19 protein-coding genes and 1 tRNA gene are annotated in these 25,964 nt (G+C 60.4%); 6 read left to right on the forward strand and 14 right to left on the reverse strand.

From position 1 onward, the window contains the following. Nucleotides 1-157: 157 nt before the first annotated feature. The gene (locus tag BZG35_RS03855; RefSeq protein WP_077357798.1) at nucleotides 158-1,045 is read right to left on the reverse strand and encodes an FkbM family methyltransferase; all 888 of its coding nucleotides are present in this window, start codon (nucleotides 1,043-1,045) and stop codon (nucleotides 158-160) included. Between BZG35_RS03855 and BZG35_RS03860 the strand changes: the two genes are divergently transcribed. Together BZG35_RS03860 and BZG35_RS03865 are read left to right on the forward strand one after the other, a co-directional pair. Next, nucleotides 1,034-4,180: a glycosyltransferase family 2 protein gene (locus BZG35_RS03860; RefSeq protein ID WP_171981872.1), complete on the forward strand. Its 3,147-nt coding sequence runs from the start codon at nucleotides 1,034-1,036 to the stop codon at nucleotides 4,178-4,180. The two genes, BZG35_RS03855 and BZG35_RS03860, sit on opposite strands and share 12 nt — an antisense overlap. Continuing rightward, a complete protein-coding gene (locus tag BZG35_RS03865) occupies nucleotides 4,177-7,197 on the forward strand; it encodes a hypothetical protein (RefSeq protein WP_077354449.1) in 3,021 nt (1,006 codons plus the stop codon). Before BZG35_RS03860 ends, BZG35_RS03865 begins: the two co-directional genes overlap by 4 nt. Before the next feature lie 188 nt (nucleotides 7,198-7,385). Here the strand turns inward: BZG35_RS03865 and BZG35_RS17530 are convergent, their stop codons facing one another. The 10 genes from BZG35_RS17530 to rfbC all read right to left on the reverse strand — a co-directional run bounded on the left by BZG35_RS17530 (nucleotide 7,386) and on the right by rfbC (nucleotide 18,386). Next, the gene (locus BZG35_RS17530) at nucleotides 7,386-8,306 is read right to left on the reverse strand and encodes a hypothetical protein (RefSeq protein WP_150125923.1); all 921 of its coding nucleotides are present in this window, start codon (nucleotides 8,304-8,306) and stop codon (nucleotides 7,386-7,388) included. Next, nucleotides 8,306-8,983: an ABC transporter ATP-binding protein gene (locus BZG35_RS03870; protein WP_253189261.1), complete on the reverse strand. Its 678-nt coding sequence runs from the start codon at nucleotides 8,981-8,983 to the stop codon at nucleotides 8,306-8,308. Before BZG35_RS03870 ends, BZG35_RS17530 begins: the two co-directional genes overlap by 1 nt. Beyond that, nucleotides 8,980-10,143: a chain-length determining protein gene (locus BZG35_RS03875; RefSeq protein WP_077354450.1), complete on the reverse strand. Its 1,164-nt coding sequence runs from the start codon at nucleotides 10,141-10,143 to the stop codon at nucleotides 8,980-8,982. The genes BZG35_RS03870 and BZG35_RS03875 overlap by 4 nt, the downstream gene beginning before the upstream one ends. 34 nt (nucleotides 10,144-10,177) lie before the next feature. Next, the gene (locus BZG35_RS03880) at nucleotides 10,178-10,957 is read right to left on the reverse strand and encodes an ABC transporter permease (RefSeq protein WP_171981873.1); all 780 of its coding nucleotides are present in this window, start codon (nucleotides 10,955-10,957) and stop codon (nucleotides 10,178-10,180) included. A gap of 127 nt (nucleotides 10,958-11,084) precedes the next feature. After that, a complete protein-coding gene (locus tag BZG35_RS03885; RefSeq protein WP_077354451.1) occupies nucleotides 11,085-13,316 on the reverse strand; it encodes a glycosyltransferase in 2,232 nt (743 codons plus the stop codon). A 108-nt stretch (nucleotides 13,317-13,424) separates the two neighbouring features. After that, nucleotides 13,425-14,552 carry a glycosyltransferase family 1 protein gene (locus BZG35_RS03890; protein ID WP_077354452.1) on the reverse strand — a complete coding sequence of 376 codons (1,128 nt, stop codon included), beginning with the start codon at nucleotides 14,550-14,552 and terminating at the stop codon, nucleotides 13,425-13,427. A gap of 417 nt (nucleotides 14,553-14,969) precedes the next feature. Beyond that, nucleotides 14,970-15,839, reverse strand: coding sequence for a glucose-1-phosphate thymidylyltransferase RfbA (gene rfbA, locus BZG35_RS03895; protein WP_077354453.1), 870 nt, complete (start codon nucleotides 15,837-15,839; stop codon nucleotides 14,970-14,972). Beyond that, the gene (gene rfbD / locus BZG35_RS03900; protein ID WP_077357804.1) at nucleotides 15,836-16,738 is read right to left on the reverse strand and encodes a dTDP-4-dehydrorhamnose reductase; all 903 of its coding nucleotides are present in this window, start codon (nucleotides 16,736-16,738) and stop codon (nucleotides 15,836-15,838) included. Before rfbD ends, rfbA begins: the two co-directional genes overlap by 4 nt. Next, nucleotides 16,731-17,792, reverse strand: a complete 1,062-nt coding sequence (gene rfbB, locus BZG35_RS03905) for a dTDP-glucose 4,6-dehydratase (protein ID WP_077354454.1) — start codon at nucleotides 17,790-17,792, stop codon at nucleotides 16,731-16,733. The genes rfbD and rfbB overlap by 8 nt, the downstream gene beginning before the upstream one ends. A gap of 12 nt (nucleotides 17,793-17,804) precedes the next feature. After that, nucleotides 17,805-18,386: a dTDP-4-dehydrorhamnose 3,5-epimerase gene (rfbC, locus tag BZG35_RS03910; protein ID WP_077354455.1), complete on the reverse strand. Its 582-nt coding sequence runs from the start codon at nucleotides 18,384-18,386 to the stop codon at nucleotides 17,805-17,807. A 998-nt stretch (nucleotides 18,387-19,384) separates the two neighbouring features. On the opposite strand from rfbC, the gene BZG35_RS03915 reads away from it, so the two are divergent. Both BZG35_RS03915 and BZG35_RS03920 read left to right on the forward strand, forming a co-directional pair. Further along, nucleotides 19,385-20,554: an outer membrane beta-barrel protein gene (locus BZG35_RS03915; RefSeq protein ID WP_077354456.1), complete on the forward strand. Its 1,170-nt coding sequence runs from the start codon at nucleotides 19,385-19,387 to the stop codon at nucleotides 20,552-20,554. Nucleotides 20,555-20,708: 154 nt separating this feature from the next. Then, nucleotides 20,709-22,469 carry a capsule biosynthesis protein gene (locus BZG35_RS03920; RefSeq protein ID WP_253189262.1) on the forward strand — a complete coding sequence of 587 codons (1,761 nt, stop codon included), beginning with the start codon at nucleotides 20,709-20,711 and terminating at the stop codon, nucleotides 22,467-22,469. Nucleotides 22,470-22,523: 54 nt separating this feature from the next. Here the strand turns inward: BZG35_RS03920 and BZG35_RS17845 are convergent, their stop codons facing one another. Both BZG35_RS17845 and BZG35_RS03925 read right to left on the reverse strand, forming a co-directional pair. Further along, nucleotides 22,524-22,691, reverse strand: coding sequence for a hypothetical protein (locus BZG35_RS17845; RefSeq protein ID WP_171981874.1), 168 nt, complete (start codon nucleotides 22,689-22,691; stop codon nucleotides 22,524-22,526). Between the two features lie 91 nt (nucleotides 22,692-22,782). Beyond that, nucleotides 22,783-23,457, reverse strand: coding sequence for an OmpA family protein (locus BZG35_RS03925; protein WP_077354457.1), 675 nt, complete (start codon nucleotides 23,455-23,457; stop codon nucleotides 22,783-22,785). 239 nt (nucleotides 23,458-23,696) lie between these two features. On the opposite strand from BZG35_RS03925, the gene BZG35_RS03930 reads away from it, so the two are divergent. Then, nucleotides 23,697-24,608 carry an isopenicillin N synthase family oxygenase gene (locus BZG35_RS03930; RefSeq protein ID WP_077354458.1) on the forward strand — a complete coding sequence of 304 codons (912 nt, stop codon included), beginning with the start codon at nucleotides 23,697-23,699 and terminating at the stop codon, nucleotides 24,606-24,608. Nucleotides 24,609-24,617: 9 nt separating this feature from the next. Here the strand turns inward: BZG35_RS03930 and BZG35_RS03935 are convergent, their stop codons facing one another. Then, the gene (locus BZG35_RS03935; protein ID WP_077354459.1) at nucleotides 24,618-25,613 is read right to left on the reverse strand and encodes a complex I NDUFA9 subunit family protein; all 996 of its coding nucleotides are present in this window, start codon (nucleotides 25,611-25,613) and stop codon (nucleotides 24,618-24,620) included. A 198-nt stretch (nucleotides 25,614-25,811) separates the two neighbouring features. On the opposite strand from BZG35_RS03935, the gene BZG35_RS03940 reads away from it, so the two are divergent. Continuing rightward, nucleotides 25,812-25,898, forward strand: a tRNA-Leu gene (locus BZG35_RS03940). Nucleotides 25,899-25,964: the final 66 nt, after the last annotated feature.

Genomic DNA, 25,964 nt, shown 5'->3' on the forward strand with positions numbered 1-25,964 from the left:
TCAGGCTCTAGCGGCAATGGGGTAGGCGTTGGAAAATAGCCTCCCACGGGGCTGTCCGAGGGTCAGTTATAAGCGACTTTTGTATATCGTTTGGGTAGACCATCAAATCAGCTGAGCTGAGCCCTCGCGCAATATGAGGGGCGAAGGTCAGGTAAACCTATCCGCGATAAATCTCGTAAAGATCGGGCTCAAAATCCACCAGTAGATCTTTAAAGTATTTCGGCTTGAGCTCATTCTTTATGAAAACGAGATCACACTGCCAGATCGTCTGATCGTAATAGCAAGGCTCGACAATATCAATCAAATCGAAGCCCCGCATGCATACGGTTTGCAACCGCTCGGCAATATTCCACCGCGTTGCCTCAATAATAACGATGCTGCATTCGTTAAGAACATTGTGAGCGCCATTGACGACCCGGAGATCTTCGCCATCAATGTCGATCTTTAGAAGGTAAGGGCCAGGTACCGGGTTGTCTTTTATGTAAGTATCGAGCTTGATCATTGGAACGACGCGGTCATTGCTGCTAGGCTGTTTGCCTGGCTCAATGTAGCTGTGCGAGATCTCATCTTCTGAGATTTTGCTGACGGTGGACAAGATCACCGAGCCGTCCGTGTCCGAAACGGCGGCGCTGACGAGGCGATAATCGATATCTCGATAGGAATGCGCGATCGCGCCCGTATACTCCGACAGGGGTTCAAACAGAATGTGGGTCTTGGTGGGAAAGGCCGAAATCAGCTCCGGCGTCCCAGACAATATGCCCACGTCGAGTATCGTGGTTATCGGAATATTCCGATCCTTCAACAGTTGGAGAACCTGATCCTTGGACGGACTCCGCTGCATGTGTTTTCGATCCTGACCGACGCTTTGCGCTTCGTTAGCCGTTAAGGCGGGCCAGATGCAACTCTCTTCCAAGCTCTTACAGCCAGGCTTCCAAAAACCGTTTCCCACGGCAGTGGGGGGAGGCTGTCTGTAGCCTGGAGGGATTGACGCCTCATCAGAAAAATGAGCACTGCGAACGGAAGAAGTCTGGCGATGTTTATGCATCAGCCGGCAGCCGAGCGCGGGAATTCGAGGGTGGATGTGGCGAAGAAGAAGACGCTCGCTTTGGATAAAAGCGCCGTGACATCCGCTGCTTCCAAGCGGGAGGCTGTAGAGAGTCGCCAATCGCTGTCGCGCGTCCGTGCCCTATTGAAGGACGGAGAGCCTCGTGCCGCTCTAGCTCTCCTGGATGCGATCGCAGATGAAAATAGGGCCCTCGAAATCGCGACGCTACGGGGGACTGCTTTTCTCCAACTCGGACGGTTCGCCGAGGCCGAGGCCTTGTTCGAGGGGGAACGCAAGAAGGGATCAGTGCCGCTAGAACTTGACTTGGCGCACGGGCGGGTGATGGACCGGATTGGTCGTACGGATGAATCCATCCGGTTGATCGAGTTGGCTCTTGCCGATTATCGGGCTGATCACCTCGGCTTTGACAAGGTGTATGGCGAGGCAATCGTTGAACTTGCCGGGTATTGTGTTCGCGTTGAGGATTACGCCAGGGCCATGTCGGTTTTGGCGCGTCAGTCCCTGACGGGTCAGCCGCCCTATGAGTTCTGTCTTGTTCAGTTCCAGGCGGCCGTCGGGCTCAACGACCCAGATCAACTCCGCTTTGCGGCGACCGCATTGTGTGCGCACCCCGACGTCACCCGGCAGCAGATAACCTCCGTCTGCATCGAGCTCCATCAACAAGGTCAATTCGAGACGCTGCAAAAAATTGCGAGCGCGATCCAAGCCGGGCAGAAGCCTTTGATGGAGGTGACCGGCTTTTTGATGAGCGCTGGCCTGCCTGCCTTGCTGGCTGCGGACAAGGGTCTGGACGCAACGTCTGTCGAGCGATCGATAGCAGTCGTAAATACGTGGATCTCGCATCCCCGCATTAGAGCCGTGGCGCTTTTTCAACTGGCTTGGTTGGGCCGCGAGAGCCTCGACGCCAAGCGGTTGGCGGATCTGATGTTCCAAGTCTCGGCGGCTGGCCTCGATCCGGATAAGGACCTGGCTTATATTCTCAACAAATTCCTGAATGAAGTCCGCGAGCGACTTGGGCTTTCGCTCAAGGACGATATGGAGACGTCCTGGTGGACTGACCGTCAACGCGCGGCCCAAACCTTGGCCTTGTGGACACGGCTTCTGTCTCAAGCCGACGAGCCCGTGATGGCGTTGTTCGGGCTTTCCATTGCACTCTCGGCGACACCCGAGAACCCTGGGATGGTTTTTGCCTTTGCCCAACTGCTGGCTCACGTTGGCGAGATTTCAGCGGCGCGCCAGTTGTTCGCCCGAACGGGTTGTATCTCCGGGAATGATGTGCCCGCTCTCATCTGGCCTCCCTCGTGGCCTGAGCACGTTCTTGATACAGCGCCATACGACGCATTGCTCCCGAGCGGCGTGAATTGGCCCAGAATTTCGGTCGTTATCCCGACCTTCAACCAAGGTGAGTATATAGAGGAGACTATTCTCTCTATTCTAAACCAGAACTATAGTGACGTAGAAATTATTGTTATCGACGCGGTATCGACAGACAACACTCCGGAGATACTGGAACGTTATCGTCACCGGTTCACGCATTTGATTTCTGAGCCTGACAAAGGGCAATCCGATGCTATCAACAAGGGCTTTGCGCTCGTGACCGGTGATCTGGTCACGTGGTTGAATTCCGACGACATGTTCGGGCCGGGTGCGCTGCATATGTGGGCGCTGGAATGGTTGAGAACCAAGGCCGATCTGCTATTCGGCATTTGCGTGGCCCACAGGCGCAAGATTCCGGCGCTTGTAAACAAGCCTCGCGTCAAACAGGAAGATTTCACCCCCAACGTTCTAGCAAATATCGGCGAGTATTGGCTAAAAGGGCACTTTTTCTATCAACCCGAGCTGGTGTTTACGCGTGAACTCCTCAATCGTGTTGGTGGAAATGTTAATTCTGACAATTACTACTGCATGGACTATGAGTTGTTTATGCAGTTTGCGAAGGCTGGTCTGAAAATCCAAGGCGTTCCGTGGCCGACGGCGTTGTTTAGGCACCATGACAAGCAAAAGACCGCTCATCTTGATCGTTGTGTGCGAGAGCAAGGCAATGTCAGAGACAAATACGTTCCGGATATCCTCTCCTCCGAGAGGTCCGACGACATAATTGGCCGTCTGGCCAATTTTTCAAAGATCGGATCTCCGCGCGTTCTCGTTGTTACGACGAGAATGGATAAGATATTCTCGCCACGAACGGCAAGCGAGGTCTCATCAAGCTTCAGTGCGCTCGGCGTAACTTGCCACTTTAGCGATTCTGTCGACCCGGAAGTTTGGCTGAACTATGACGCGGTGATTCTGCTCGTGCACCTCTGGCCGTCGGAGAGGCGCGCTTTGCAATCGTTGTCCCACAGGCAGCGCCGCCCCATTCTGGTGGGTTGGTATTGGGACAACCATCATATTTATATGGACAATCTGGAGACCAGTGGCCTGCTGGATATTTCTGTCCCGGGGCACGCTTTTGCCGGGGCCTATCTAAGAAGCCGGAACTCGGCCCTTTGGCCGGCCGTTCCGCTGTGTGTCACACAGTGGACCCGCGAGGAGGCAGGTCAGCTCGAGCCACTGATGACACCGGCCGATCGCAGATCGAAAGACCTTTACGGCGGATTCGTCCGGTATCCAGACGCTGTTGAACGCAATAAGCGACTGGATTCCCTCATTGAATCGGGGCTCGTGCCTAGCATATTTACGATCGATCCGCACAAGCTAGACAAGTATTTCACGCTTTCAGCGAGCGAACGGTTTGCGAATTGGTCCAGCCACGCGACCTCGCTTTCGCTGCCGTTTGATCAGGATCTGTCGCAAAGATTTTTTGATGCGTGGCTAACGGGTCAGGTGCCTGTGGTCACCCCGGATATGCTGGATATCGCCACCACGCAGGGCATATCGGATCGAGTTGGTTACGATCTGGTGGTGTCGAAAGACGCTAGTCCCGAGGCGGTGCATGCCGCAGGGTTGGAAGCCGCAAAACTGTTTGAGACGGGCGGCGAAGCTGGCGTCAGACGTCGACATCTGATGGCCAAGGACGGGCATATGCTGGTTCATCGTTTGATTACGATTGTTGAACGGATGAAGGCAGCCGGGCTCGCCGGGTCGACTCAACCGCCCGTTGGAGTGGTGAAATGATTGTTCATGGCACCGTGCAAGCGCTTCGTGCGGTCGATGAAGCGCTACTCGACGGAAATGCTGGCGCCGTTTGGAAGGCCAAGGTCCAGTTGGGCGGGGTTCTGGCAGTTGCGAACGCGGACGATCTGACGGCGCTCGCAGGCCTGAACATCGGAGGCATTCAGGCGTGGTGGCGGGGCCGCTTGGGCTGGGATGTCGCCCTCCGAGAAAAGGTGTTCAGCACTTCGGCAGACGCTGTGTCCTATGACTTGAAGTTCAACAGCGATCTTGCCGGGGGCGACAGCCAGGTGCTCGCCATAGCAAGCCTGGTCGTGCTCGAAGCTCTGCCTGAAGTCATTGACATACTCGCTGCTCGGAAAGGAACCGATGGCCTGCTGAGGCTCGAGGCAGAGCTGGCTCTAGCCCTGTTGGAGCTGAGTTCGAGCCCACAACACGCGGGCGAGTTTGCGAAATGCCGCAGCGCGCTCATTTCTCACTTCTACAGCTCGTCTGTTACGCACCCTCAGGTCCGTGGTGCGACGCCGCGTGCGCCTATTCTTGAGGCCCTGGTCCGAAACCCCAACTACCTTGACTTGTTGAGGAACTTCTCGACCGCAGAAATTAGGGCGGCCACCAAAACGATGACCGCCTTCATCGAGAGTGGCGGTAAAGATGCGCGGTTACGGGGCGCAGTCGTTGCGGCGCTCCTTCTCTTCGGACCCGCCTTCCTTGAGCGTCAGCAGATCGACTGGATGCTGAAGGATCCTGACTGGCGGGCTCAGCTTCTGGGCGCTCTCGGCCCGCAGCAAAAGGTGTACTGGAACGCACAGCAGGCCGAAATAGCGGAGAGCTTTGCCACATTGCTATTTGAAGCGGTGGGCGACTACCAGGCTTCTTCCGATTTAGGCGAATGGATCATCCTTGCCGAGACAGTTCTCAAATCTGTCAAGGTTGCGTCGCTGTACGGGCAGCCGACAAATATGAAAGCCCTTCAAGTTGCGCGCGGTAAGTTGGTCGACGCTTTCGTTCGTGAAACAATCAAGGTTCCTCTCCTGTCGTCCGAGCTCAAGAGCCGCGTTGCAGTTATTCTCGCGCATACCGACCTGAGTACGGAAACCCTGACGGCCCTATCCTATATTCGCGCATTCAAGCGACCGGATTTGGAAGTTGAGATTTTCGTTTGCCCGCACTCAGCTGGGTCTTACGCACCGGGTTCTCTGCAGGACGAGTTGACCGCACTCGCAGACCGATTTGAGGTTCTGAATGAAGGTGTTGAACGGGCTGCAATCCGGATCTTGCGTCGCTCTCCCGCAGTGGCCCTCTTTCTCAACAGCGTCACCTGGGGAATATCGGACTATATCTTGCTTGCTGCGTCCCGGGTCGCGCGCATCCAGGCGACCACCTACGTCTCAGCTACGACCACCGGCTTTCCTAATATGGACGTGTGGATTTCAGGTAAGCACAGCGAGCGTTCCTCTCGGCCGTCCGCGAACTACTCTGAAAAACTGATGCTCAAGCCGGGTAGCGCGGTATGTTTCCCGGCGAATGAGATTGAAATCAAAGACCCCGAGTGTATCGTTCAGGTCGAGAGCAAGCCGGCGTTCATCTCCGGCGCAAACTTCTACAAGTTAAACCGGACCATACTTACGACGTGGATGAAGTTACTTGCGCTGGAGCCGACGGCGGTATTGAAACTGTACCCATTCAATCCGAACTGGGATCCTCTCTATCCACGCGTTGCCTTCCGCCAATGGCTGTCCGAAATCGCGCACGAACAGGGGGTGGATCCAGCGCGGATTGAACTGATAGGTCCTTGGGACACTCGGTCGGAAATGCTGGCAGCGCTCCCCCAAGCCCGGGTTTATCTCGACAGCTTTCCACACTCAGGAGGCCTATCGACGCTCGATCCATTGTTGATGGGATTGCCGGTTGTTACACAGCGGGGCAGCTACCAACGCAGCACTCAAGGAGCCGACATCCTGGATGCGATGGATCGGTCCAACTGGGTTGCCCAAAACGAGGAGGCCTATATCCAGATAGCACGGCGTTTGCTCGTTGGTGGCGACGTCTTAAAAGCCGACATCGACCGCCTACGCGGCTCCCCTATCCTGAACGAAGACGCCTTTGAAGCTGAGCTCGGCGGAGTCGTGGAAGGCCTGATGGAGCTCGCGCGCGCTGAGCCACAATTAACTCTTCCGTCAAAGAAGTCCGGCCGCTCAGAGGTAGCAATCCAGTCGGAGGAGGACAGTGATTATAGTTTCGACGGCCTATGGCGGTTTGGAACGGGGTTCAGCTTTGAAGAAGCTCCCGTGCCAGATATCGGTATCACCAAACCTTACCGATGGACTGACGGTCGTTCGGCTTCGATCACTGTCAGTTCCTCCGTCATAGCAAATCGGACCGTCCGACTAAGATTGAGGACATTTGTCCTCGGTCAATCCATTGGCGTTACGTTCAATGGCGAGCTCATCGGTTGGAGCATTCCGCTCGTCGGTGACCTGTCTCAGGTTCAATCGATTACTTTCCGGGGCGATTTCCGTTACGGCCAGAACCTGCTGGAGCTTGTCCCCGCAGAGACCCACCTTGATAGCGGAGGACGGTCGCTGGCATTTATCCTTGAAGGCGTCCGGATCGACGCGGCGGATCCGGGGCCGTCCATCGATGGATATGCACGCTGGACCGTATTGTCGGGCTTTCACGACTGGGAGAACCCCCCACATGATGGTTGGCTAGCGCATCCCTTTAGGTGGACGATGCCGCCTGAGAGCACTTTCGAGGTGGTCAACCACGTACAGGATGCAACGCGTATGACCATTGTCTACCGATCCGCGGTGCCGGGCCAAGTCCTTACGGCTTTGCTAGAAGATGTCGGGAGTTTCGACGGCGTACCGCATAGTGGTGACCTGGCGCAGGAGGGGCGGCTTGTTATTGAGCATGCCTTTTCCGCGGGGCGATACGTCATCCAGTTGAAGTCGTCTGAATACCTCAGCGGCGATCGCCCGATTGGTGTGATGATCGAGCGAATCGTTTTCGAATAGCCGACGATCGACGGATCAACCCTTCTTAGCGGCGTTGCTCAAGCGTTAAACCATCGGCAGGATTTAGTAAGGTGTTGGGTTGCCTGAGAAGCAGGCCGCGAGCATCGATCGGCAGGCGCGCCTTGATTTAGGTTTCCGCGCTTAACGGGCTTTGGGACATCATGACACCAGGTTATTGGTGTCCCTCCTCAGCCCGTGCGACGCACCTGGGCACCTAGGAACTCAAATTGCCCATGTAGAGCCCCTTCAGTGAGGCGGATCCTCAGTTCACTTCGAACGGATCGATCTGTTTCAAACGACATCACAGCCCTAAACAGGCCGCCATGGTTCGGCTTAACCGACATCGTCACAAAATGGTCAGGCAGACCGCCCCACTCGAGAGCCAACTCGTATCTCGCTGCGTCATCATCCAGTGTAAATTGCACTGTGATTTCCCAGCGCCCCGGAGGTAGACTGATCTGCGGTCCGTTGACGAGCAAGCCAGGCCCACCCGTGATATCTAGACTCGTGATGCGTTCTCGTTGTTTCTCGCGTCGCGGCGAATAGAAAAACAGCTGCGGCAACCACTCGCTCGAAGTACCCACATCGGGTAAGCCATTCGCGTAAAGTAACAGGGCTTTTGCGCCCGCGCTTTCCACTGGGCCTAGCATGTCGCCGGACGACGGGGTCGGCGCGACCACACGCAAGCCAGGCAATATTTCAAGAGCCCGGCCGGCCGCGGTAGCCTCTTCGGTTATGATATTGGCATTAGGATAGTTTAGCGCGTCGACGACAAGCTCCGCAGCATCGATGACGGCATAGATACCACTTCCTCCCGTCAGCTCGCACGTTTTCGCCACCGCTCCTACCAAGCCGGTTGCGATGACCGCGATGTGGGCATCCGGCGCCGGGTTAAGAAATTTTTTATTGGTCGTAACGATCAGGCGTCGATCTTCGGTTGAGCCCGGTTCCAGATCCCCTGTGTGATTAACGATCATTTCGAGACCGGCTTCGAGGGCACCGTAATGCAAGGCGGCCAGCCAAGCCTCGTAGTCAAAAGAAGGGGTAATCAGCACGCAGCGCATCATCCAGCCATGTGGATGGTTCGCCTGCCGAGGCTCATGGTCCATCAGGCGGCTCGGAGCCAGCGATAGATTTCGACTGCTTCCTGTATGTCGTCGAACATTTTTGCTTTGCCGCTCTCGATAATCAAAGCCCTGTCGCAATACCCAGCGATCAGGTCGATGTTGTGGGATGCCATGAGGAAGGCGCGGTGGGCTCGACGTTCAAACAACTCGTGTTGACATTTCTCTTGGAAACGGGCGTCTCCTACCGCTACCAACTCGTCGATCAGATAGCAGTCAAACTCAATCGCAAGTGACAGGCCAAAGGCGAGGCGGGCTCTCATGCCTGAAGAATAATGCTTTACCGGCGCACGTAACGACATCCCCAACTCCGCGAAATCATCCACGCGCTGCCAGGTTTCCTTGAAATCACGGTTGTAGAGCCGCGCAAGAAACTTGATGTTATCTATACCGCTTAACGTTCCTTGAAACCCGCCGGAGAACCCGATGGGCCAGGACTGGTTCATCGACCAAGCGATCTTGCCCTCCGATGGACGTACAATTCCTCCCAAGAGCCGTATGAGGGTGGACTTACCTTGTCCATTCCTTCCCAAAATAGCAAGACGGCCCTGCTTCTCCAGGGTGAAGCTCAGATCGGTGAATACCGGCTTATGAGCGGTGCGATACGTATAAGAAAGTCCTTGGACGTGAAGTCCGACATTGCTCGGCAACACATCGGTCACGTTTGTCTATGCTCCCTGACGCCAGCCCAGAGCAGCCAACCGATACCATAGATCAATAGGCATGATGTCAAAACGACTAGGATTGACAGTAGACGTTGAGGTTCGATCGCTTGATCAGGCAAGCTGGGGGCAACGATCCGCTCGAGGTATAGGCGTTGACGACGCGCATCCTGCTCAGCAGCGATCAGCACAGCGGTGGCTTGAGTTAGTTCTTCGGATGCCAGTTCGCGATCCAAGATCATCTCTTCGTACTGACCAATCTTGGGCGCCAGGGAGCCTGAACTACCTGTGACCTTTGCTCTCTCAGCGTTGATCTGGCGTTGATATGCGGCAATGCGACCATCAAGGCTGGGAAGGGCAGGGCTGGACGGAGCTTCGCTGGCCAGTTGGCTCCGTTCGGCCTGAAGCTGAGCGACGGTTTCCAACAAGCCGCCGATCAATTGCGAACTCTCCGTTGCCGTACGAACGGGATCGATAAATCTCTCTTGGTTTCGAAAGCTCGTTAACGTGGATTGCGCTTGGTTCAGACGCGTCTGCGCCTGCGTCTGGGCGAGCTTAGCTTGCGCGACGGCGTCGTTGACCGAGCGTTCGTTCAACCGGTTTACGAGAGCCTCCCCGCCTTCCAGCAGGGTTAGGGCAATGCGCTGAGCGTCTTGCGGCCGAAATGCCTTGACCCGGAGGGTGCTGATGCTGGTCGTAGAGTCATAGCCAACTGTGACAAAGCGATACAACGCTTTCTGAACTCCTTCGTCGGATCTATACTCTCCGGGCCGCGGGTATCGCGAGAACAAATCCGTGCCGGGCGGCCCCAGCACTGCCGGCAGGTCCATCGTCCGTTCGAGATCGGCAACGGCGTTCGTTGATCTAACGTACTCGTGCACTGCGAAGGCGTCCGTTTGCCCCGCGCTCAAACCCACCCCTTGGAGAGCGACGCCGAATGACGAAGGATTGCCTCCTCCGTTCGCCGTGCGGACAACGAACCGCGACTCGGACACATAGACAGGCGATGCGATCAGCAGAAAGTAGATCGCTGCGATGAGGGTCGGAACGACCACCACCACGATGAACCCCCATGGCCATTCTTTCCACTTCGCACCTTTGCCGTCGTAGGTGAGGGCCTTCGGAAGGGGGCCTACATATTGTAGATGCGGTTCAGTCATGACACTTCCGTGAGCGAGTAAGCACCCGCAATTGCTATTCGTTATCTACGCGTTCCCGGGCATCCGCCAGCAGGATCATGGCCAAAAAATTGAATATGGCGGCCCAGGCCATGGCATACCAAAAGTCGTAGTACGTTTTTACGAACTCTCCGAACACCCCGTGCCGAACCATCTCGATGCCATGGGCGAGAGGTATCAGGAGAAATGTGTCGCGAAACTGGCTCGGCAGCCAATCGACCATAAAAAACGCGCCGGATATGGGAATCATCGCGTAGGTCAGGAGCGACACCAGTCGCTCCATCACTTCGTATCGCAACGCCAGGGCGGCGACCATGTTGGCTAGGCCAGTGCTCATGACGCCGAGCAGAAACCAGCCTGCGTACAGCGCGCCCCAATCCCTGGGCAACGACACTTGAGCGGTTGCGATCAAGGCGACATAGACCACTATGAACGCCACCGTTGTGCCCATGAACTCGAGAATGTTTCTCGCCAGGTAGAGGTGCAGGACCTGGACGCGTCGATGAAAAAGCAGTCCGACGTTGGCCTGAACTGCCGCTTGCGCGTAGGAGATCTGGTGCCGGAATAGCAGCAAAGACATGTAGCCAGTCATGACGAACGGGCCCAGCCGGACGCCATGCTCATACTCCGGCTTGATCACGCTCCACATAAAGAGAACGCCGAAACAGAACATCAGAGGTTCGCCGACGAGCCACAGAAAGCCAAGGCCCTCCCGGCCAAATCGTGTGATGACCTCGCGCATCATCAAGGCGCCCAAAACCCTGGAGTGTTTGGAAGCGAACGCAAATGTTTTCATAGTGATCGCACGCAATGGGTCATGGACGGGTGAGCTGTTCTGTTCGGTTGATGGAACACGCCATAGGCTTTCGCTACAAACTCTCTTGCGGCCAGACCTGCCACTTGCACGCGGGGCTTAGGCGTTTTTAGGGTGCCGTTGTAGCGTCAATTCTACGGGGCGGGCGTTTGCGATCGTGCCCCCGCGCCCGACCTTTGGATGCAGCGATTGACCGAGCTGAAATTTTCCGTCGATGGTTTTCCATCAAAGGATCGCCGCTTAGGGCCTGTTCTATTTCCTTCAAACTGATCGGGCGAGGTTCGGGAAGGATGCGCTCCGCGGCGAATGACCAGCACGGACTCACATAGGGGTCGATCTGGCAGGCCTCGCCCCAAATTCGGAACAACTGTAGGAATTCTTCGTCGTCCCAAGCGATCTTTTCAGAAGTTAGGGCGAGCCCTCGCGTCTTGCTTTCATAGTGTGTGGCCTCAATCTGCGGATGATACAAAACCCGCAGTCCAGCCGCCCTGACGCGGAAGCAGAAATCCAAGTCGTTGTAAGCAATCGATAAGCGCTCCTCGAAACCGTTGATTTCAGCAAAGGTCCCGGCGCGGACGGCGAGAAAAGCGCCCGTCACCGCAGAAGCCTCTCGCTGGCTGAACCAACGACCAAGCAATCCATCATCCGTCGCCGGTGCGCCGCGTCCTTCATGTATCGGTCGGCCCCCTACGGCACCAAGGACTATGCCGACATGCTGGAGGGTGCCGTCTGGGTACAGCAGCCGCGCGCCCACCGCCCCGACTGAGGGATCCGAGAGCGCTGCGCGCAGTTCGCTGTCCCAGTTCTGGGATTGCATCTCGATGTCATTGTTGACAAACGCAAGAATGTCACCTTCCGCGTGACTAGCTCCAACGTTGTTCAGTCTGGACCAGTTGAAAGGCTCGTCTACCCTCACAACCGTTATGTTCGCAATCTTCGCGAGTCGGTCGAACACTTCTTGCGTGACGCGCTCCTGGCTACGGTTGTCTAGAACGAGATAGTTGATCTGATCCGGATTGCTCGCAAGTGCGACCATGGACCGAATGCATGTCTCGAGAACTTCCCCCTCGTCGCGGGTCGGGATGATCACCGATATTCTGGTATTCTGGCCATGGGACTTCGTTGTTAAGCCGCAAGAATCCGAGACCTGAGGGCTCGTATTCTCCCGGTCCTGTCGCACGGACGAAAGCGGTAGCGGACAATGAGCGACGACCTGATTGGCCTCCATCGCCTCTCTTAGACTTGTGCTGATCATTGCCCACCCTGACAACTCTTCCCAACGCTGCAGCAGCCGTTGCGGGTTGGCTTGGGCGACAAACAGCAGGGAAGGCGGCGGAGATGATGCCGCCCCATACTTGCCGGGTTCACAAAACAGGACCGGCGATCTCCACGGCGGCTGTCGGTGTCGGTCTGGGGAGTGGTGGTCGTGATCCGCAAAAACCAGGTCGCTTGCGCTGTAGGAAAGGGCGAATCGCAGCCAACTTAACGCTCTCGGATCCAGAATAGTCCTGGGAGCCACCAAGACGACGCCCATGGCCACAGGATCTGTACCATCCCAGTCCGCGGCCTCTTCAACCAACCTGAACCGATGGTCACGATAGGCGAACCCTGCAACCGGATGCTGGTCCGTGCCGCGATCGACGAGAACAGTCGCTGTCCAATCGTGATCGGTTTGATCAGCCATCGCTGTCAACATGGCGCGGAGCTCAGAAGGCTGAAGGCCACGCCCATCCGCTATGATGGCCAACTGACCGCCGCGCGAACCGTCTGGAATGTTTGGCCAAACGAACCCTGAACGGAAGTCTGACCATTCCCGATCGATGTCGATGACGGTAGGTGAGGCCTTGAGTGCGGTTCCGGCGGCATACATCCTGGCGGCTTCATCCTTGCGTCCCAGCAAGGAAAGCAGATGGCCATACTGTACATAAAGCTGGGGTGATTTCTGGCGGAGGCCCATGGCTTCGCGAAAAACTGCCTCGGCCTCGCCGTAGCGGTTCAGGTCGACGAGCACCTTCCCTAGCCCAACTCTTGCCACGCCGCTTTCTGGACGTACAAGGCAGGCTAGGCGATAGTGCCGCTCCGCTTCCAACCAGTCGAATTGACCATATGACAGGCGCGCGGCATCCAAGCTATTTTTGTAACTGGGGTGCCCGGCAAGCCATTCGAACCTGACCCGCTGGAGGAAGCGCTTAACCTGCCAGAGGATTTTGTCCGAGCTCAACATTTTTGCGGTCGTTGTCGTGCGGATGACGGGAAAGCCTTCGAGGAGGGTGGCAACGCCCTTACGACAATTGACGCACTGTGTCTCGCAGCGCCCGTTCTTATTTTGGGGCAAGCGCATGCCCAGAGGTACCCCGGGTCCGGCAGGAATCGCGCTTCTATCGGGGCGCTAGTAGGCGCTAGCCATAGGCAAGGCGTCGGTGCCCAGGGATCAACCTGACGCAAGTTGTCATGCCTTGGTTTCGGAAGAAGATTTGATATCGACGCCAACTTTACTATAAAGCTCGACCAACCGCGCCTTGTACGCAGTGGTGGAAAAATCGGCTGCGCGCACAACTCCCCCCCGTTCCAGGCCCTCTCTCAAGCTGTCATCGCCGTCAATAGCCCGAAAACCTCGGGCAATTGAATTGACGTCGTAGGGGTCAACGAGGAAGGCAGCAGTGCCAACGATCTCAGGCAAAGAGCCAGCGGTCGATGTCAGGACGGCGGTCCCCAGCGTCATCGCTTCAAGTACGGGGAGCCCAAAACCTTCGTACAATGACGGAAAAACAACCGCTCGCGCGCCTTTGATCAACGGAAGCAGCAGATGCAACGGCAGATACTCGTAGCGCTTGATCCGGCTGGCCTGATCGCCTCCTTCTCGAGCAATGCGTTCCAGCAGTGCGGTTTCTCCTTCCGACATCCATGCTGGAGCGCCCACGATAACCAACGGCGTGCGGACGCCCGATGCGACGTAGGCTTCAACGATCCGACCGAGATTCTTTTTCGGTTCGATCGCCCCGAAGTGCAAATAGTATCCCTTCCAATGCAGATTGAACGCAGCATCGAGCACAGCTTCGACATCATCGGGGGTCGAACTGACAACGGCGTCCGGTATATCCACCGCCTGATACGTGTTGGTGATACGTTCCCAGGGAACGCCTAGGATATCAATCAACTCGCGCCGCGTCGTCTCGGAGACGACTGATATATGATCAGCCCGTTTGAGGACCGTGTTGCAAAGCTCGGCGTAGCGTTTTGGGTTCCCTGATGTCAGCTCGGGAAAACGAAGTTGGATCAAGTCGTGAAAAGTATAGATGTTGGGCACGCTCTGCGCATAGATTGGCAGCGGACTAGTCCAGTGCATGACTGAAGGGGCTGGGTGATCGATACTTGCGCGGAATTTAACACCGGTCTCGGCTCCGTATCTCGAGTAACAGCGGTTCCCGAGCCTGTATAGCGAGGGCGAGAGCCACAGGCGATCTGCCTGAGGTCGCCTGCCGGAGGGCCAGACGGTGTTTGGGGCAGGCCTGATCGGATAGGCTGTTCGACCCAGGCGGCTACTAGCCGTGCGCCAGAAAAAACTGAAACGCGCCATCGTCCGATCACGATCGTCGTTTGCGGCGATCCGCGATTCATCAATACGTTCGTCGTTTGTTCGCTTCGTCAGGGTTCCGTAAAGCGCCTCTCCAGAAACGCCGATTTGCGAGAACGACGAAAGAAGGTTTCGCCCGTATGTGGCAATTCCCGTTCCGCGCGGCAAAGACAGATTGTATCCGTCGATGCATATGCGTGCTTGGCTCAAGACGCCCCCACTGGTTTCCGAAGCGGCTGAGGTTGCGTCCCCGCCGACACGTTTTTTAAGCTCGACAGCAGGTCGGGCAACATGGCCAAGTGGTACTTTGACGAAAATCGTTCGAACTTCGAATGGTGAAATGAGCGTCTTTTCACTGGATTTGCCGAAATAGCCTAGTGCCGACGCCCACGTCCAACGATGTCCGTCTAACCTCTCTCATCAGCGGCCGAGGATCCGCTTCGTTAGATAGGTCCCATAATCACTCTTTCCGAGCTTTTGGGCTAGCCGCGCAAGTTGTGTCGCGTCTATGAAGCCCATTTCGTAGGCGACTTCTTCTGGACATGCGATCTTGAACCCCTGGCGCTTTTCGAGCGTGCGGACAAACTCAGCTGCCTCCAGAAGACTGTCCGGCGTGCCAGTGTCCAGCCAAGCAAAGCCACGACCCATTATCTCCACTGAGAGCCGGCCGCGCTCGAGATAGATGCGATTGATGTCGGTGATCTCAAGTTCGCCGCGCGGCGATGGCTTTAGGTCGGCGGCAATGTCGACCACGTCGCCATCATAGAAATAAAGGCCGGTCACCGCCCAATCGGATTTCGGAACAACAGGCTTTTCTTCAATCGATAAGGCTCGCATGCGATCGTCAAACTCGACTACGCCGTAACGCGTGGGGTCGGCTACTCTGTAGGCGAAGACGCTGGCGCCGTCGGGTCGACCGAGGGCACTCGAAAACAGGTCGTTTATACCGTGTCCGTAGAAAACATTGTCACCAAGGATCAACGCGGAAGGCGAGCTTCCCACGAAGTCCGCGCCAATGATGTAGGCTTGGGCTAAGCCATCCGGGCTGGGTTGAACTGCATAGGCTATGCTCAAGCCCCACTGGCTCCCGTCACCAAGAAGGGCCTCAAAACTCGGAAGGTCGCGTGGGGTCGTAATCAACAGCACATCACGGATGCCCGCTAGCATAAGTGTCGATAGCGGATAGTAGATCATGGGCTTGTCATAAACAGGCATGAGTTGCTTAGACGTAACCGTTGTCATCGGATGAAGTCGAGTCCCAGCTCCCCCTGCGAGAATAATACCCTTCATTTCCGTGCCCTTTGAGAATCAAGTTCGGCGATTATTTCGACGACTGCGAGTTGCCACGGGCGCGGGCCAACATCGAAGTCGCGCTTCAGCTTGGAGGTCAATAAGCGTGAGTTAGCAGGGCGTCGGGCTGGCGTCGGATATTCGGCGGTGCTGATCGTTTCGACGGTCGCGGATGGGCCACCGCTCGCGCCGCTGACTCTGAAGATTTCCTCGGCCAAACCGGCCCAGCTTGCCTCCCCCGCATTGACGAAGTGGTAGGTCCCGGTAGGTCCCTTGGGATCATGGATCATTCGCAGCGTGATGGTCTTTAGGGTTGTTGCAATGTCGCGCGCCGATGTCGGGCATCCGACCTGATCGGCGACGACCTTCACCATAGGGCGATCGCATGCGAGCCGAAGCATGGTTTTGAGGAAGTTGGTGCGATGGATGCTTAACACCCAGGCCGTGCGTAGAATGACGGATTTTGGATTGCCAAGCCGCACGGCCATCTCGCCTGCAAGTTTGGATGCACCATAGATGCTTAGCGGGTCGACGGGATCGTCCTCCACATAGGGATCGGCTTTCAGGCCGTTGAATACATAATCTGTAGAGACATGGATAAGCGGAATCCCAGCGCTTCGCGTGATTTCCGCCAATACGGCCGGACCCAGACCATTCGCGGCAAAGGCCGCCGACATGTCGGTCTCGGCCTTGTCAACGGCCGTATAGGCCCCGGCATTGATCACCGCAGCGAAGGACATAGCGGAAAACGCGTTCTTCAAAGCGGTCCGGTCACCAAGGTTCAGAGCGTCGCGGTCCGGGGCGTGAATGACCACGCCTGGGGGCCAGTCGGCTTGCGTTAGCTCCAGGCCCACTTGCCCCGTGCCACCCGTCACGAGGATGTGTACGGGTTCAACCATGCGTCGCGACGCCAAGGCGCTGGGTCGCATAGCGCACATCAAGAATGTCCTGCCACCAAGCCTGATTTTCCAGATACCATAGGACGGTCTGTTCAATCCCCTCCTCGAACGTCACCGACGGCGTCCAACCTAAATCTGCCGTGATTTTGGAAGCGTCGATAGCATAGCGGTGATCGTGTCCTGGCCGATCCGCCACATAGGAAATCTGATCAGCGTACGGCTTGCCACCGGTACGCGGCCGCAAACGATCCAGGATCTTGCAGATTGTCGTCACGACCTCGATGTTCGTTCGTTCGGCGTTGCCACCGACGTTGTATGTCTCGCCGGGTCTTCCAGTTTCGAAAACCGTCTTAAGGGCACGCGCATGATCGTCGACATGCAGCCAATCACGAACGTTCGATCCGTCCCCATAGACAGGGAGCGCCTCGCCACCGAGGGCGCGGATGATGATCAGGGGGATAAGCTTTTCCGGGAAATGGAAGGGTCCGTAGTTGTTTGAGCAGTTCGTGATGAGCACGGGCAATCCGTAGGTGTGACCCCAGGCGCGCACCAGATGATCAGAACCCGCTTTGGAAGCCGAATAGGGTGAGCGCGGATCGTACGGCGTTGTCTCGGTGAAGGCCCCGTGATCGCCCAGCGATCCAAACACCTCGTCGGTGGAGATGTGATGAAACCGAAAGTCGGCTTTCTCGTCGCCCTGCAGGGTCCGCCAGTAGCCAAGGCTTTGGTTTAACATGACGAAGGTGCCGACCAGGTTGGTCTGGACAAACTCGCCCGGTCCGTCGATCGAGCGATCAACGTGACTTTCGGCGGCCAGATGGGCAACAACGTTCGGGCGGAAATCCTTCAAGGCTTTCGCGACGGCATCGGGGTCGCAGATGTCGGCCCTGATGAATCGGTAGCGATCGCTGGCGTCCACGGATTCCAGCGAACTCAACACACCGGCGTATGTCAGCTTGTCGAAGACAAGCACCTGATGATCGGTATGCGCGATGAGGCGCCGAACCAAAGCCGATCCTATAAAGCCCGCACCGCCGGTTACCATTATGCGCATGTGCCAGGCTCCTTAAGGGACGGAAAGCGGCTCGAGCGGCCGACCATCATAAACAAACGGACTGTTAAATTCGGCCAGGGTGGGCAGCGCCTGGTCCTTGTCGGAAAGAATGGGTCCGGAAGCGGGCAGCGGCCAGGAGATGCCGATTGTTCGATCGCTCCAAACAATGCCCCCATCGCATTCGGGCGCATAAATGTCGGTCACCTTGTACACAACCTCGACATCCGGTTCGAGGGTGACAAAGGCATGTCCGTAGCCGACCGGCACATACAGTTGTTCCCCGCCTTCGGCCGTCAACTTCGCGGCTATATGGTGCCCAAAGGTCGGGGAGCCGCGTCGAAGATCCACAGCGTAGTCCAGAATTGAACCGCGTACGCAGTGCACCAGCTTGGCCTGTGCATGCGGTGGTTTCTGGAAGTGAATGCCCCGGATCGTGCCTTCAAAAGCCGAGAGGGAATGATTATCCTGAACGAACCGGTCGTGGATGCCAAACTTTGCGGCGGCGACTTCCGAATAGGTTTCCATAAACCAGCCACGGTTGTCGCCGAAACGCCGCGGCGCAATCATCAATGGCGTGGCAATGCTTTCGTTCATGAGATGTCTCGTAACGGGTGGATCTTCGGCTGGGCCGAGCTTCCTAGCCGCGCCTTGGCGTTGTGCCTACCGCAGTCCATACGTTGATGTCGCTAACGACTGGGCATTGTGAAACGTTCAACGAAGCATATTGCACCGGTCCATCGCCGAAATGTTCGGTAATGACACGGCCAGATAGTTCACCACCAGGCGAAACCGGCTGAACCCCTGGTCCCTCATCCCTTCGGTGATGCTTTCCAACAGCGGGCGTGCCGCGACCTTCAGCGTCGGCTTGGGGCAGCTCTGGGCCAGGGGGCAGGGCACACACCGCGCCCGCCGGCCATGATCACCACCAAAATGGCCCACGCCTTCGTCGCGATCCCCGCATCGGGGGCCAGGCCCACGACCCGGCCAGCCTCATCGAACAAGGGGGGAGTAGGGACACGCCCCGCTCGGACAGGCGAACCATCGCCTCCGCTTCCAGGCCGGCGAGACGAAGGGCGACGGGGTCGCGGTTCATGACGGCGCTAACCGGTGCGCTCATCTCGGGGTGGCGCATTAGGCCGCGCCGGATATCCGCGTCCGAGACCGTGCCCAGCAGGCGACGGTCCGCATCGACCACGACGGTTGGCTTGCGCCGCATCCACCCGCTCTGGCGAAGCGGCGGCGAACTGTTTTAGTGGCGGCCGGACTGCCAGCGCGTTGCTCCGACGTCATCAGCCTTGGCAAGGCGTCATCCGACGCGCGTACGCCGGGGGCGCATCATTTTGCTTGCCTGCTGGCAGTGTCGATCATGCAACCACCTCAACAGATCGGTTTTGATCGTCAGACCACAGTCCCCGCATCGGTCCATCTGATAAGCAGGTTTCGATTGCGCCTGTAGCCTCACGGCCACGGTCCTCTCCTCGTCAGGTTTCGAGGCATTCGAGCTCTCGACCTCCTGCGGCAACGCTGTTAAGAGGCTCGAAGGCGGTGAGGCCGCCGCATATACAACAATTGGCTGCGGAGGGCTCACACCCATGCGATTCAAGACCTTGTTCCTGGCTTCTAGCGCGGCGGCGGCACTTGCCCTGTCGGCTGGTGCTGCTTCGGCTGAGCCGGACGGCTGGTACGGCGCGGTTGACGCGGGCTACCACTTCGCCCAGGGCCAGTATAACGTCGAGGCGGCCGGCAACGGCGTCAACTGGCAGATCGACGCCAACGACGGCTGGGCCGCGTTCGCGCGTCTGGGCTACCGGTTCAACCCGAACTGGCGCGTCGAGCTCGAGGGCGGCTACCGCTCGGGCGACGTCGGCACGATCCGTCACTCGACCGGCACGGTTCCGTCGGGCGTGTGTAACTTCACCCCGGCCACGGGCGCCTGCTTCTCGCCGGAAGGCGACGTCGAATCCACCACGCTGATGGCCAATGTCATCTATGACATCGGCGGCGAGTACTGGGGCGTGCGTCCGTTCGTCGGTCTCGGCGTCGGCGTGAACCGCGTCAACACCGACTTCACCGGCACCATCCGCGGTCAGCGCGGCGTGTCGATCGTGGCCGACGACTCCTCGACCAAGTTCGCGGCCCAGGCCCTGGCCGGCCTGAGCTATGCGGTCGGCGACCGCGCCAACATCGACCTGACCTATCGCTATCTGACGGGTGAGTTCGAGTTCGACACGACCACGTCGTCGGCCCTGGCGGTCAACAACTACGGCACGTTCGAAGGCGACTACGACGACAGCCACACCGTGACCCTGGGCCTGCGCTATGCGTTCGGCGCCGACGAAGCGCCGATGGCTCCTCCGCCCCCGCCGCCCCCGCCGCCCGCCGCCGCCCCGCCCCCGCCGCCGCCGCCGCCCCCGGCCCCGCGCCCGACCGCGCGTGAGTTCGTGGTGTATTTCGACTGGGATCGTTCGGACCTGACGGCCGAAGCCCGTTCGGTGGTGACGCAGGCCGCCACCTACGCCAAGTCGGGTCAACCGACGCGCGTTCTGGTCGTCGGTTACGCCGATACGTCCGGCTCGGCCGCCTACAACGTGGGTCTGTCGAACCGTCGTGCCCGCACCGTGGCCGACGCCCTGGTGTCCAACGGCGTCAACGGCGGCGTGATCGCCCTCGACGGCAAGGGTGAGACCAACCTGGCCCGTCCGACCGCCGACGGCGTGCGCGAGCCCCTGAACCGTCGCGCCACCATCGGCATCAACTTCTAGGACGGTTCCGCCCGGTTCGCCGGGCGACCCGTTCGCCGATGACGCGACACGACCTGACCGCCGGTTCCCGAAAGGGGGCCGGCGGTTTTGTTTGGCCCCGCCCCCTGTCTCCCCCGGGCGGATGGCCCCGGGCCTGTGGCCCGGATCACCCGGGATGCGCGAAAACCCGCCCGTCGCCTCCGCTTTTCTGGACAAGCCGGTTGATCCCGGTCGCGCGGGCGACGACAAGGGAGCCCATGTCACACCGTCGCACCTCGACGCTCCCGACCGTGTCCTCACCCTGCCCGAGCCGGGTCTGATCATGGCCGACATCCGTATTCCCGCCCGCCGGACGCCCGCGCGCGCCCCGGCACCCACGGCGAGGGCCGACGCCCGGGCCGAGGCCAGGGTCGAGGGTCGAGGGGCGAGGGGCGAACGTCCCCCGGCGTCGCCCGAGCCTGAACACCCACGCGCTCAAGCCGCGCCGCTCCGCGAGTCGAGCGATAGCGCCCCTGAGCCCCCCCGCGCTCAAGCAGCGCGCGACCGCGTCGCGCGCGATAGCGCACTCAACCTGCAGTCCCGCCGCTTCCTGATCGTGACGGCCCCCTTCGGCCCGTTCGGCCGGATCCTGGCCGAGGCGCTGGAGGCGGGGGGCGCGCGGGTCTGGCGCATGGAGTTCAATGCCGGGGACGCGGCCTATTGGGGTCGGCCGGGGGCGGTGCCCTGGCGCGGCGCGGTGCGCGACTGGCCGGACGCCCTGGCCGGGCTGGTCACCCGCCTGGGCCTGACCGACCTGATCGTCTTCGGCGAGGGCGGATCCTACAACCAGGCCGTCCTCAGCCAGGCCGAGGCGTTGAAGGCTCTGGCCGCCCAGGCAGGGGCGAGGGCCGAGGGTCGCGGGGCGAGGGAAGACGACCGCGCTCAAGCAACGAGCGACCGCGTCTCGAGCGATAGCGCCCCCTCCAATCCTGCCGCTCAAGCAGCGAGGCGCCGCGAGCCGAGCGTTAGCGGCTGGGCGCAACGCCCCCACCCCCTCAACATATGGGTGCTGGAGAACGGCTATTTCCGCCCGGACTGGATCACGGTCGAGCCGGACGGCGTCAATGCCTCCTCCGGCCTGCCCCGGGACCGCCACGCCTATGAGGCGGTCCTGCCCGAGATCGTGCCGGTCCGGCCGGTCGGGCGTATCCTGCCCCACCACGTGCTCAACATCAGCCTGTATCACCTGTTCGAACTGCTGGGCCGGCCCTTCTACCGCGGCTATGCCCCGCCCTACACCACCCCGCCGTGGCTGCAGTGCCTCGGCCATGTGCGGCGCTATTTCGGGCTGATGCTGGCCTCGCGGACCGAGAGCGAGGTCCGCGTCATCCGCGCCCGCGGGCCGTATTTCATCGCCTGTCTGCAACGCGAGGGCGACGCCCAGCTGCTGCGCTATTCCCACTACGCCGACAACACCGCCTTTCTGGCCGAGGTCCTGACCTCCTTCGCCCACCACGCCCCGGCCGAGGCCCGGCTGGTGGTCAAGAACCATCCCCTCGACCCCGGGCTGATGGACCTGCGCCGCATGACCCGGATCCTGGCCGTCGAGCGCGGCGTCGCCGACCGCGTCGACTTCATCGACGGCGGCAACCTGGCCCAGCTCTGCCGCGCCTCCAACGGCATGGTGGTCAACAACTCCTCCGCCGCCCTGTCCGCCCTGGGCTTCGGCACTCCGGTCAAGGTCCTGGGCCAGGCCTTCTTCGACATCGACGGCCTGACCGACCCGGCCCCCCTCGACGCCTTCTGGGCCGACCCGGCGACCCCCGACCCCGACCTGTTCACCCGCTTCCGCGCCCACGTCATCGCCCGCACCCAGGTCAACGGCAACTATCACGAACCCCGATCCCTCACCCCCACCGCCCGCGCCATCGCCAGACGCTTCGCCCAACAGGACTAGGGCCGGCAGGGGGCGACGCGGGACGTCATCGTCGCGCAGAGCGGCGCACGGCCGTCAGTGACGCGCCGCGATCAGGAGCGGGGAGGGGGACGGGGCGCGGGGGCCGGCCGGGTCCAGCACGGCCTGGCCGATGCCGATGACGAGCGTCGCGGTGACCACGGCCGAGACCAGGGCGGTCACGATCAGGCGGAGGCTCGCCCCGAAACCGCTCTCGTCATCCATGAATCGCCCCCGCGCCGACAGGCTTCAGGGACCACACACGGTCCGGCGACGCAAGTCACCGAACCGTGTGTCTGTCTCCGTCGCGAACGGATCAGCCGGTGAAGGGGCGGATCAGGATCTCGACGCGACGGTTCTGGGCCCGGCCCTCGGTCGTGGCGTTGGAGGCGACCGGGACGCGCGACGACTGGCCGGCCACGAACAGGCGTTCGCGGATGACGCCGCGCGCGATCAGGGCGTCCGCGACGGCGAGGGCGCGGCGCTCGGACAGGGGCTGGTTGATCGCGTCGCCGCCGGAGGAATCGGTGTGGCCGACGACGTCGACGACCGAACGATCATATTCCTGCAGCACGCCGGCCACGTCGGACAGGACGGCATCGAAGCGCGGCTCGATGTTGGACTGGTTCACCGCGAAGGTGACGTCCGACGGCATGCGCAGGACCAGATTGTCGCCCTGGCGCGCGACGCCCACGCCGGTGCCGGACAGCTCGGCCTCCATGGCCCGCTGCTGCCGGTCCATGTAGTTGCCGACGGCGGCGCCGCCCAGAGCGCCCACGCCCGCGCCGATCAGCGCGTTGCGACGGCCCTGCTCGCCGTTGGAGGTGTTGGTCAGATAGCCCAGCACCGCGCCGCCCAGGGCCCCGGCGAGGGCCCCCGAGGCCGTGTTGTTGCGGGTCGGGGTCGAGCTGTACGGATCCATGGTGGTGCAGGCCGAGGCCCCCAGCATGGCGACGACGCCGAGACTCGTGACGATCAGGTTGGTGCGCATGGTTCTCTTCCTTCTGGAATTCAGTGATGGGGGAACGTGGCGCTTATGGTGAAGGTTCCGACCTGACCCGGACATGAACAGAGGGCTAATCCGCGCATCGCGACCCGAAAGTGCCAATTTTGCCGCGCAGGGCGTAAAGACAGCCATCCGTGCTTTCGAAAGGCCCTGCCGTGACATCCACGCTCGACGCTGCTCCGACCCCCTCAACGCGCTCGGCCGAGGCGATCCGGCCTGTTTCGATGTCGCGCTACGACGCCGACTTTCAGGGTTTCAGCGACGACCTCGGCGCGTCGTTCAAACGCTATGGCTTCGCCGTAGTGTCGGATCATGGCCTGGACGAGGCCGTGATCGCGGCCGCCGTCGAGGATGCCAGGGCCTTCTTCGCCCACCCGGAAGACGTCAAGCGCGCCTACCACCAGCCCGGCACGGGCGGGGCGCGCGGCCTGACGCCGTTCGGAACCGAGGCGGCCAAGGACGCCCAGGCGGTCGACTTGAAGGAGTTCTGGCACACGGGCCGGGAGCTGCCCGCCGGTCATCCCTATGGCCGCTACATGCGCGCCAATCTCTGGCCGACCGAGGTGCCGGGGTTCCGGGACCATGTCTACGGCATGTTCGAGGCCCTGGACGCCCTGGGGCGCCGCCTCCTGAAGGCCATCGCCCGCTCTCTGGACCTGGGCGACGATTTCTTCGAGGACAAGGTCGAGATGGGCAACAGCGTGCTGCGCATGCTGCACTATCCGCCGGTGCCCGCCGACGCCCCCGGCGTCCGGGCGGGCGCGCATGAGGACATCAATGTGATCACCCTGCTGCTGGGGGCCGAGGAGGCCGGTCTGCAGCTGAAGGATGCCAACGGGGACTGGCTGGACATCGCCCCGCCGCCCGGGGCCCTGGTCGTGAATATCGGCGACATGCTGCAGCGCCTGACCAACCATGTCCTGCCCTCGACCACCCACCGGGTGGTCAATCCGGCCCCTGAGCGCCGCGGGTTCGCGCGCTATTCGACCCCCTTCTTCCTGCATTTCAACCCGGACTTCCGGATCGAGACCCTGCCCGGGACGATCACCGCCGAAAACCCCGACCGCTATGCCGGCCAGGCCATCACGGCCGAGGACTTCCTGCTGCAGCGGCTGAAGGAGATCCGGCTGCTCTAGTCGGCAGGATCAGGCGGGGTGCGCCTCGTCCTTCGGCGCGCCCGGGTTGGCGGCGAACTGTCCGCCCCGGCGATAGCGCCACAGATAGGAGGGGGCGATCGCCTCCAGACCGGTGGGCTCGATGCCGAGGGCGGCCAGACCCTCGGCCCCCGGCGACACGACATTGTCGACCTTCAGCATCAGCACCTGGTCGCGGGTCAGGACCGGGGCGATGCCGACCAGGCTGCTCATCTGCAGCACGCGGCCCAAACTGGCGGCGACGAAGACGGGCAGGGGGGCCAGCAGCCGGGCCCGGCCGGTCTCGTGCAGGATGTATTTCAGGATGTCCCGGAACGACCACACCTGCGGCCCGCCCAGTTCGAAGGTCCGTCCCGCCGCCTCGGGCAGGACGACGGCGCGGGCGATGGCCTCGGCCACGTCCCCGACCCAGACCGGCTGAAACTTCGTCTTGCCGCCGCCGATCAGGGGCAGGGCGGGCGCGGTCGTCGCCATGGAGGCGAAGCGGTTCAGGAAGCCGTCGCCGTCCCCGAACACGATGGAGGGCCGCAGGACGACCGTGTCGGGCTTGACCGCGCGGGCGGCGGCCTCGGCCTCGCCCTTGCTGCGGCCATAGTCGGCTTCCGAGCCCGCGTCGGCCCCGATGGCCGAGACCTGGACGAAGCGCCCGACGCCGGCCGCTGCGCAGGCTTCGGCGATGTTGCGGGTGCCCTGGATGTGGGCGGTGTCGAAGCCCCGACCCGGGGCCTCGAACAGCAGGCCGACCAGGTTGACGGCGGCGTCGGCCCCCTTCAGGGCGGCGGCCACGTCGGCGGGGCGGGTGATGTCGCAGCGCACCGGCTGGATCTGTCCCACGTCGCCGAGGATGCGCAGATCCTGCGCCAGATGCGGTTTGCGCACGGCCACCCGCACACGCCAGCCGCGTCGGGCCAGGGCGCGAACGGCCTGGGTCCCGACGAATCCGGAGCCGCCGAAGACGGTGACCAGACCAGGGGTCGATTCGGACATGGGCGCGATCCTGCGAAGTCGTTGGCAAGCCCATCGGGCCTTGTGCGGCGGGGATAGACGATGGGCTCGCCGCTCGCAACGCGGGGCATCCGCGCAGCGTCGCAGATGCCGTTAAAACCGCTGTTGACCCCGTCCGTACACTGCCTTAAGGGTCCGCGCCTTCCGGATGAGAACGACAGCGTGTCGGGATCAGACGGGGCCCAGGTGGCGGAATTGGTAGACGCGCTGGCTTCAGGTGCCAGTGATAGAAATGTCGTGGAGGTTCGAGTCCTCTCCTGGGCACCAGTTTCCAAAGGCGTCGCACTTCGGTGCGGCGCCTTTTTGGTTTTGCCCGCCGCTCTCGCCTCCGCC

It is taken from the genome of Brevundimonas sp. LM2, from assembly GCF_002002865.1.
Classification (GTDB): domain Bacteria; phylum Pseudomonadota; class Alphaproteobacteria; order Caulobacterales; family Caulobacteraceae; genus Brevundimonas.